Raw genomic sequence first — 6,900 nt, 5'->3', positions numbered from 1 at the left:
ACCAACTCTGTCGGCAAATCTTGGATAAAGCCAACTGTATCTGTCAAAGTTACTTGGAGATTGCCTCCCAGATGGATACTCTTAGTCGTCGCATCTAGAGTCGCAAATAGCTCGTCAGCCTCATACTGAGTCTTACTGGTCAAGGTGTTCATGATAGTTGACTTCCCAGCATTGGTATAACCAATCAAACCAATCTTAAAGGTGCTTGACTCCAAACGTTTTTCTCTGACAGTCGCCCGATTTTTCTCAACCACCTTGAGCTGGCGCTCTATATCCGTGATTTGATTGCGAACGCTACGACGGTTCAGCTCCAGCTGGCTTTCACCAGGTCCACGGGAACCAATTCCCCCTGCCTGACGGCTGAGCATAATTCCCTGACCAACCAAGCGAGGCAAGAGATATTTTAGCTGGGCTAGGTGGACTTGGAGTTTCCCTTCATGACTTCGAGCCCGCATTGCAAAGATATCCAAAATCAACTGCATACGGTCAATGACCTTAACACCCAGAACTTCCTCTAGATTGACATTTTGCCGTGGAGTTAAACGGTTATTGACAATGACAGTTGTGATTTCTTCTGCATCCACCATAAGCGCAATTTCTTCCAACTTACCAGAGCCGACAAAGGTCTTAGAATCATACTTTTCACGCTTTTGTCTGTAGCTATCGACTACGACTGCCCCAGCTGTCTTGGCTAGACTGCCCAACTCTTCCATGGAGAGGTCAAAATTGTCCATACCCTGCAATTCCACACCTATGAGCAGGACTCGCTCCTCTTTTTTTTCCGTATCAATCATCTAAAAACTCCTCTATCTGGCTTAAAATGCGGTCTTTTACACCAGCTTCTCCAATCTGATAAAAGGTCACCTGCATGCGATTACGGAACCAAGTCAACTGACGCTTGGCAAAACGACGAGTAGCCTGTTTGAGACTCTCACTGGCTTCCTCCAAGGTCTGCTCTCCACGGAAATATGGAAAGAGTTCCTTGTAGCCAATCCCTTTAGCAGCCTGCACATCAGGGTAATGGTCAAAAAGCCACTTGGCCTCATCCAAAAGCCCAGCCTCAAACATCAAATCCACTCGATGATTGATACGTTCATATAATTGATTGCGTTCATCATCCAAGCAGATAATCAATGGTTCATACAAGGTCTCTTGATTTTCCAAATCCTGACCAAAATGGGCTATTTCCAAGGCACGCATAGCACGACGACGATTAAACTGGGGAATCTCAAGGCCTGCTTGCTCCACCAAATGGGCTAATTCCTCATCTGAATATGGCTCCAAACTAGCTCGATAAGCTAGAATCTCCTCATGGGGAGTCTCCCCACCTAGGTGGTAACCTTCAAGCAAGCTCTGGATATACAGTCCAGTCCCACCAGCAATAATGGCTAGCTTACCCCGACTGTGAATATCCTCAATAGCCATCTTAGCTTCTGAAACAAAATCAAAAGCCGAGTAAGACTCGGTTACCTCTCTAACATCGATTAAATGATGGGGAACAGCTGCCTGCTCTTCTGGACTAGCCTTGGCCGTCCCAATATCAAGTCCTCGATAGACTTGCTGGCTATCTCCACTAACCACTTCGCCATTAAAACGCTTGGCAACTTCAATAGCAAAGGCTGTTTTTCCAACAGCAGTCGGTCCAACAATCACAATTATTTTTGTTTTCATCTTTTTTCCTTGAAAAATTCCCATTTTTTCGTTACTATTATTATAACACAAAAAGGTCAGTCAGAAAAATGTGACCTCTTGAGGGGGCTGGCTGATTAAGAAGATAAAGGAGGAAGACTCATGGCTAAAGGATTCGCTAAAGGTCTTGTAACAGGTGTCGCAGGAACTGTCGCTGCCGTCGCAGGTGCAGTATACGCATTTAAAAAGAAAGTGATTGAACCAGAAGAGCAAAAAGCAGCTTTCATCGAAGAAAACCGTAAAAAAGCAGCTCGTCGCCGCGTATCACGTTAAGAAACAAAAGAAGTTGGGATTCATTGTCTCAACTTCTTTTTTCTATTCTTTTAAATAGCTAGGTCAAACTTCAACTGTGGCTTGACAGGGTCATAATCCACCAACTCAAAATCTTCTGCTTTGATATCAAAGAAATTAGTCCCATCAGGAACATTTAAAACCAAGCGTGGTTGGCAGTTTGACGGCTCACGACGGAGCAATTCCTGAGCTTGTTCAAATTGATTGTCATAGATATGGAGATTGTTGATGAAGTAGAAGAATTTCCCAACCTTCCAGCCAAAATGCTTGGCAATCATCATTTGAAGAGCTACGTACTGCATAGCATTGATGTGGTGAGCCACCAGCATATCATTAGAACGCTGGGTCAAGGTCGCATCCAGATAGATTTCTCCATCTACACGGCGGACATCAAACATGGTCTGAAAGGCGCATGGGAGGAGGCCGTCCGTCTCATCAAAAGCTTGGTAATCCCAGAGCGAAATGATATTGCGACGGTTCCAAGGATTGGCTTCCAACTGCTTGAGAAGCTTATTGATGATGTCGTGTTTCTTAACAACGGCACCATAGCGCTCACCAATGGTTCCTGTATCTCCCACTTCCCAGTCATTCCAGTAGTGAACATTGTACTTGTCATTGAGCACTTCTAGACTATTGGACTGGTCTTGATAAATCCAGAGCACTTCCTTGATGGCGGATTTGATAGCGATAGGACGCAATGTTGTGATGGGGAATTCCCCCTTTGCCAAGTCATACTCGGCAAAGACACCTGTTACGTACTTGGAGTTAGCAACAGTTCCATCCTTGTACTTGGGACGTGCCTGCTCAGAAAAGACACCATCTTTGAGGATTCGTTCAATATTTTCTTTAAAAATCGTATCTGCTTTTGTCATTTACTCTCACCTCATTTATTGTCCTAACTAGTATAGCATAAAAAAAGAAAGGAGGAAAATCACTCGCTTATGGAAAGCAATTTTCTCCTTTTTCAATTTTATTGTAATACGAGTGATGCTGCTCCGATAACTCCAGCGTCGTTTCCTAGAGTTGCAAGAGCCAATTTAGTAGATGTGCGTACTTGTGGGAAACTATTTTCGTCGTAGACTTTTTGAACACCTTGTAAAAGGAATTCTCCCGCAGCTGATACACCACCACCGATAACGATTGTTGATGGGTTTAGGATTGAACCGATGTTGGCACAAGCAATTCCCAAGTAACGTGAGAAGTTACGGTAAACGATTAAAGCAAGGTCGTCTCCTTCTTTTGCAAGATCAAAGACAGTCTTAGCAGTTACTTCTTCTCCGTTATCAATCAAACGTTTCAAGGCTGCATCGCCTTCGTATTCATCCGCATAGCGACGAGTCAAGTTGACAATTCCTGTTGCTGAAGCAACTGTCTCAAGACATCCTTTTTTACCACAAGTACATGCGATTGGTTGGTCAAAGTCAACAGTGATGTGCCCAAGCTCACCTGCTGCACCAGCAACACCATGAAGCAATTTGCCCTCAGCAACGATACCGCCACCAACACCAGTACCGAGTGTCATAAAGACAACATCTGGTTGGTTATCACCAGCCCCCATCCAACGCTCACCAAGAGCAGCTACGTTGGCATCATTATCGATGAAGAACGGAATACCCAAGGCTTTTTCAATCTTTTCTTTGATTGGTTGAAGGGTTTTCCAGTTCAAGTTGTAGGCACCGATAACAGTTCCTTTTTCACGGTCAACCACACCTGGTGATCCCATTCCAATACCTTGGAAGTCCGCTGCCACCAATCCAAGCAAGTCCAAACGGTGTTGAATAGACTCAATCATATCATCTACGATATGACTTCCCTCATCCAAAATGTTGGTCTTGATAGACCATTTTTCTTGGATTTCTCCTGCTGTTGTCAAGATTGCAAATTTGATAGAAGTTCCACCAAGGTCAATCCCAATAATCTTTTGACTCATCATATTCTCCTTTTTCATAATGAATTAACTGAAAATGCTTACAGATATAGTATAACAAAATTTAGTTAATCATGCAAAGGTTTGCATTAACTTTCTGGATTTTATTCTGGCTTATGATTTCCAGAGACCTGAAGCATCTACGTAGTAACGTCCGCCATCAACTCGCTCATTCTTAGCCATTTGACCATCTTCTTTCAGATAATAGCTTCCCTGCCAAGCATTTTTTACTGGATTGCCATTTCCATCAAAGTAGTACCAAGCACCATCCTGCTTAACCCAGCCACTTGCTGTTGCTGAACTTGTATCAGTTTGAGTTGTAGTCGCTTGTTTCTCTTTGAAAACACCCTTAGGAGAATTTTTCAATTCGCAAGCCACACCATCATGATCGCGGTCTAACTTAGCAGAATAACCTGAATCTCCTTCATGAAGATCTGCATAGCCATGAGCCCAAGCTTCCTTACAAGCTAGAAAAATGAATGTTTTCTTCCGCTAACACAGGTTGTGAGAATAAGGTTAAAACTGGCAAGGTAGCCAGACTCATTTTTAAAAATAGGCGTTTGTTCATTTCTTTCTCCTATAACAATGTTATCGATTTCAATATTATTTTAGAAAACTTACTTTAACAATTCAAGAAAATCTTTGACTGTCCCAGCAAACTCTTCTGGTTTATCTTCGTTCAAAACATGAGGACCGTCTGGGATAATCTGAAATTGGGATTCTGATATTAGTTTATGAAGACTTCTCATAGAACTAAGATTTGGTTTATCTTTGCTGCCACAAATTAGTAAGGTTGGATAGGGGCAAATCTCTGCTATATCCGTTAAATCAAGTGTCTTCAATTCCTCAGAAACTCCGACCATAAGAGCTTTGTTTGCTCCCCGTTTTTCAAAAAAACTTTTTGGAAGTAGTTTAAAAATCATCAACTGGATTTTAAATAAGATATTTCCAGCTAATTTCAGAGGGCAACCTGACAAAACTAAACCTTGAAGATTTGGTAAATCGTAACTAGATAGCTCTAGTGCCAGGGCAGCACCTAAGGACAATCCAACCAAAATAAAAGGTTCTGTCTCTTGAGCTAGATGCTGATAAACTCGCTCCTTAGCTTGTTGATAGTTGCTAACTCCAGAAGGAAATAACTCGATAGCCTCAGAAGGATAATCTGTCAGTAGATTCCGAACTTCTTTCCAAGACTCTGCTGACTGCCCTAACCCGTGTAAAAATATTAGTTTCATCTAGTTCTCCTCAAGGCTTAACGCATACAAGCCTCTCACTGCATTACAGCCGTAAATAGCTTCTGCTTGGGTTAAATCTGCCAAGGTCAAGACTTTCTCTTCTACCTGTCCTGTTTCCAGCAAATGCTGACGATAAATTCCTGACAAGATTCCAAGTCGGATAGGCGGTGTGTAGAGTTTCCCATCGATTTTCAGAACCAAATTTCCGATAGAGGTTTCAAGAAGTTCTCCAGACTTATTGTGGTAAATAATCTCTTGCTCCCCTAGGTTCAAATGCGGTCTGTAAGTCGTTTTAAAATAGGTAAAGGCTTGTTGCAAATTAGATTCCTGAAGGCAGAGTTGGGCATGGCAGAAGGTTGGACTGAGAGGTTCCAATACTTGACGATCGACTTCTAGCTCTCCAGACTTACTGAGACTAATTCGCAAGCGGTAGTCTTGATCAATGTCACAAGTCTGACACTCTGATTCAATCTTTTGTCTCACAATTTCTGGGTCAAAAGGAAAAGCAAAATATCGACTAGCTTTTCTCAGTCTTTCTATATGTTGATTCTCAAACAGCAAGCACTTCTGGCTGATTTTCCCTGTAGTAATCAGTTTGAAACGAGCTTGTTTACGATAGAGAACAGCTGCCTTTTGATGAACCTCTCGGTATTCAGATTCCCAAGTGCTATCCCATGTAATGCCTCCGCCTACTCCATAGATAGCTTTCCCTTGATTCAGTTGAATGGTCCGAATGGCAACATTGAAAATCCGTCGTCCATTTGGAAGCAAGAGACCAATCGTTCCGCAGTAAACTCCACGCGGTTGCGGCTCCAAGTCCTTGATGATTTCCATAGTCGCAATTTTGGGTGCACCCGTTATGGAACCGCAAGGAAAGAGAGAACGGAAGATTTCAACAAGGTCAACATCCTCTCGCAACTGACTCTTGATAGTCGAAGTCATCTGCCAGACAGTAGAATACTGCTCTACCTGACACAGACGCTCCACATGCTCACTGCCCACTTCAGAAATACGGTTCATGTCATTGCGCAAGAGGTCCACAATCATCATGTTTTCAGAGCGATTTTTGGGATCCTGTTCCAACCAACTAGCCTGTTCAAGATCTTCTTGGTCAGTTACCCCACGCTGAGTCGTTCCCTTCATTGGTCGCGTTGTTAATTCTCGGTCATTTTGCTCAAAAAAGAGTTCTGGACTCATGGAAATCACTGCCATCTCGTCATGTTCAACATAGGCATTGTAGCCCGCCTCCTGCTCTACCACCATGCGATTGTAGATGGCAAAAGGATTGGCACTTAAGTCCTGTTTGAGTTGAACGGTGTAGTTGACCTGATAGGTGTCTCCCTGCCGTAGATGATGGTGAATCTGAGCAATCGCCTTTTCATAGTCTGCTGCAGATGTTACTTCCTGCCAATTTGAAGGCAAATCAATCTCATCATAAGTCAGAGGAACAGGGGAAGTTTCTACGCTATCATGAACAGTAAAGTAAAATAGGTACTCTCCCAGTAGAGTAGCCTTGTGAACTGCTAATTTCTCCTCAAAAGCAGGTGCAGCCTCGTAGCTGACATAGCCCACCACATAATAGCCTTGCTCTTGGTAGCTTTCCACTTGTGCCAGCAAATCTGCCACTTCTGCTACATTTCTCGTTTTCAACTCTTTAATAGGCTGGGTAAAGATGTATCTCTCCCCCAAAGCCCTAAAATCAATCACTGTTTTTCTATGCATAGCTTAAGTATAGCATAAAAAGGTAAATCAAGAAAA

At 42.9% G+C, this 6,900-nt stretch carries 7 protein-coding genes and 1 pseudogene; 1 reads left to right on the top strand and 7 read right to left on the bottom strand.

Annotation, left to right across the window (positions count from 1 at the left end):
- Nucleotides 1-794 (bottom strand): GTPase HflX (hflX, locus tag RWM06_RS06595; RefSeq protein ID WP_313970550.1); only part of this gene is annotated, 794 nt, incomplete at its 3' end.
- The gene (gene miaA, locus RWM06_RS06590) at nt 787-1,671 is read right to left on the bottom strand and encodes a tRNA (adenosine(37)-N6)-dimethylallyltransferase MiaA (RefSeq protein ID WP_313970549.1); all 885 of its coding nucleotides are present in this window, start codon (nt 1,669-1,671) and stop codon (nt 787-789) included. The genes hflX and miaA, both read right to left, overlap by 8 nt.
- Before the next feature lie 120 nt (nt 1,672-1,791).
- Between miaA and RWM06_RS06585 the strand changes: the two genes are divergently transcribed.
- Nucleotides 1,792-1,962: a DUF3042 family protein gene (locus RWM06_RS06585; RefSeq protein WP_001051780.1), complete on the top strand. Its 171-nt coding sequence runs from the start codon at nt 1,792-1,794 to the stop codon at nt 1,960-1,962.
- 50 nt (nt 1,963-2,012) lie between these two features.
- Here the strand turns inward: RWM06_RS06585 and RWM06_RS06580 are convergent, their stop codons facing one another.
- The 5 genes and pseudogenes from RWM06_RS06580 to pabB all read right to left on the bottom strand — a co-directional run bounded on the left by RWM06_RS06580 (nt 2,013) and on the right by pabB (nt 6,864).
- On the bottom strand, nt 2,013-2,852 hold the full coding sequence (locus tag RWM06_RS06580) for a thymidylate synthase (RefSeq protein WP_313970548.1): 840 nt from the start codon (nt 2,850-2,852) through the stop codon (nt 2,013-2,015).
- A gap of 98 nt (nt 2,853-2,950) precedes the next feature.
- Nucleotides 2,951-3,910 (bottom strand): ROK family glucokinase, encoded by a 960-nt coding sequence (locus RWM06_RS06575; RefSeq protein ID WP_000078563.1) that lies wholly within the window; start codon nt 3,908-3,910, stop codon nt 2,951-2,953.
- Between the two features lie 144 nt (nt 3,911-4,054).
- A pseudogene (locus RWM06_RS06570) lies at nt 4,055-4,475 on the bottom strand (excalibur calcium-binding domain-containing protein); the annotation flags it as partial.
- A gap of 49 nt (nt 4,476-4,524) precedes the next feature.
- On the bottom strand, nt 4,525-5,142 hold the full coding sequence (locus RWM06_RS06565) for an alpha/beta hydrolase (RefSeq protein ID WP_313970547.1): 618 nt from the start codon (nt 5,140-5,142) through the stop codon (nt 4,525-4,527).
- A complete protein-coding gene (gene pabB / locus RWM06_RS06560) occupies nt 5,143-6,864 on the bottom strand; it encodes an aminodeoxychorismate synthase component I (protein WP_313970546.1) in 1,722 nt (573 codons plus the stop codon).
- Nucleotides 6,865-6,900 lie beyond the last annotated feature (36 nt).

The sequence above is a fragment of the uncultured Streptococcus sp. genome, assembly GCF_963516575.1.
In the GTDB taxonomy this organism is placed as follows: domain Bacteria; phylum Bacillota; class Bacilli; order Lactobacillales; family Streptococcaceae; genus Streptococcus.
The sequence above is the reverse complement of the archived record's forward strand: the minus strand, read 5'-3'. Positions and strand labels throughout refer to the sequence as shown.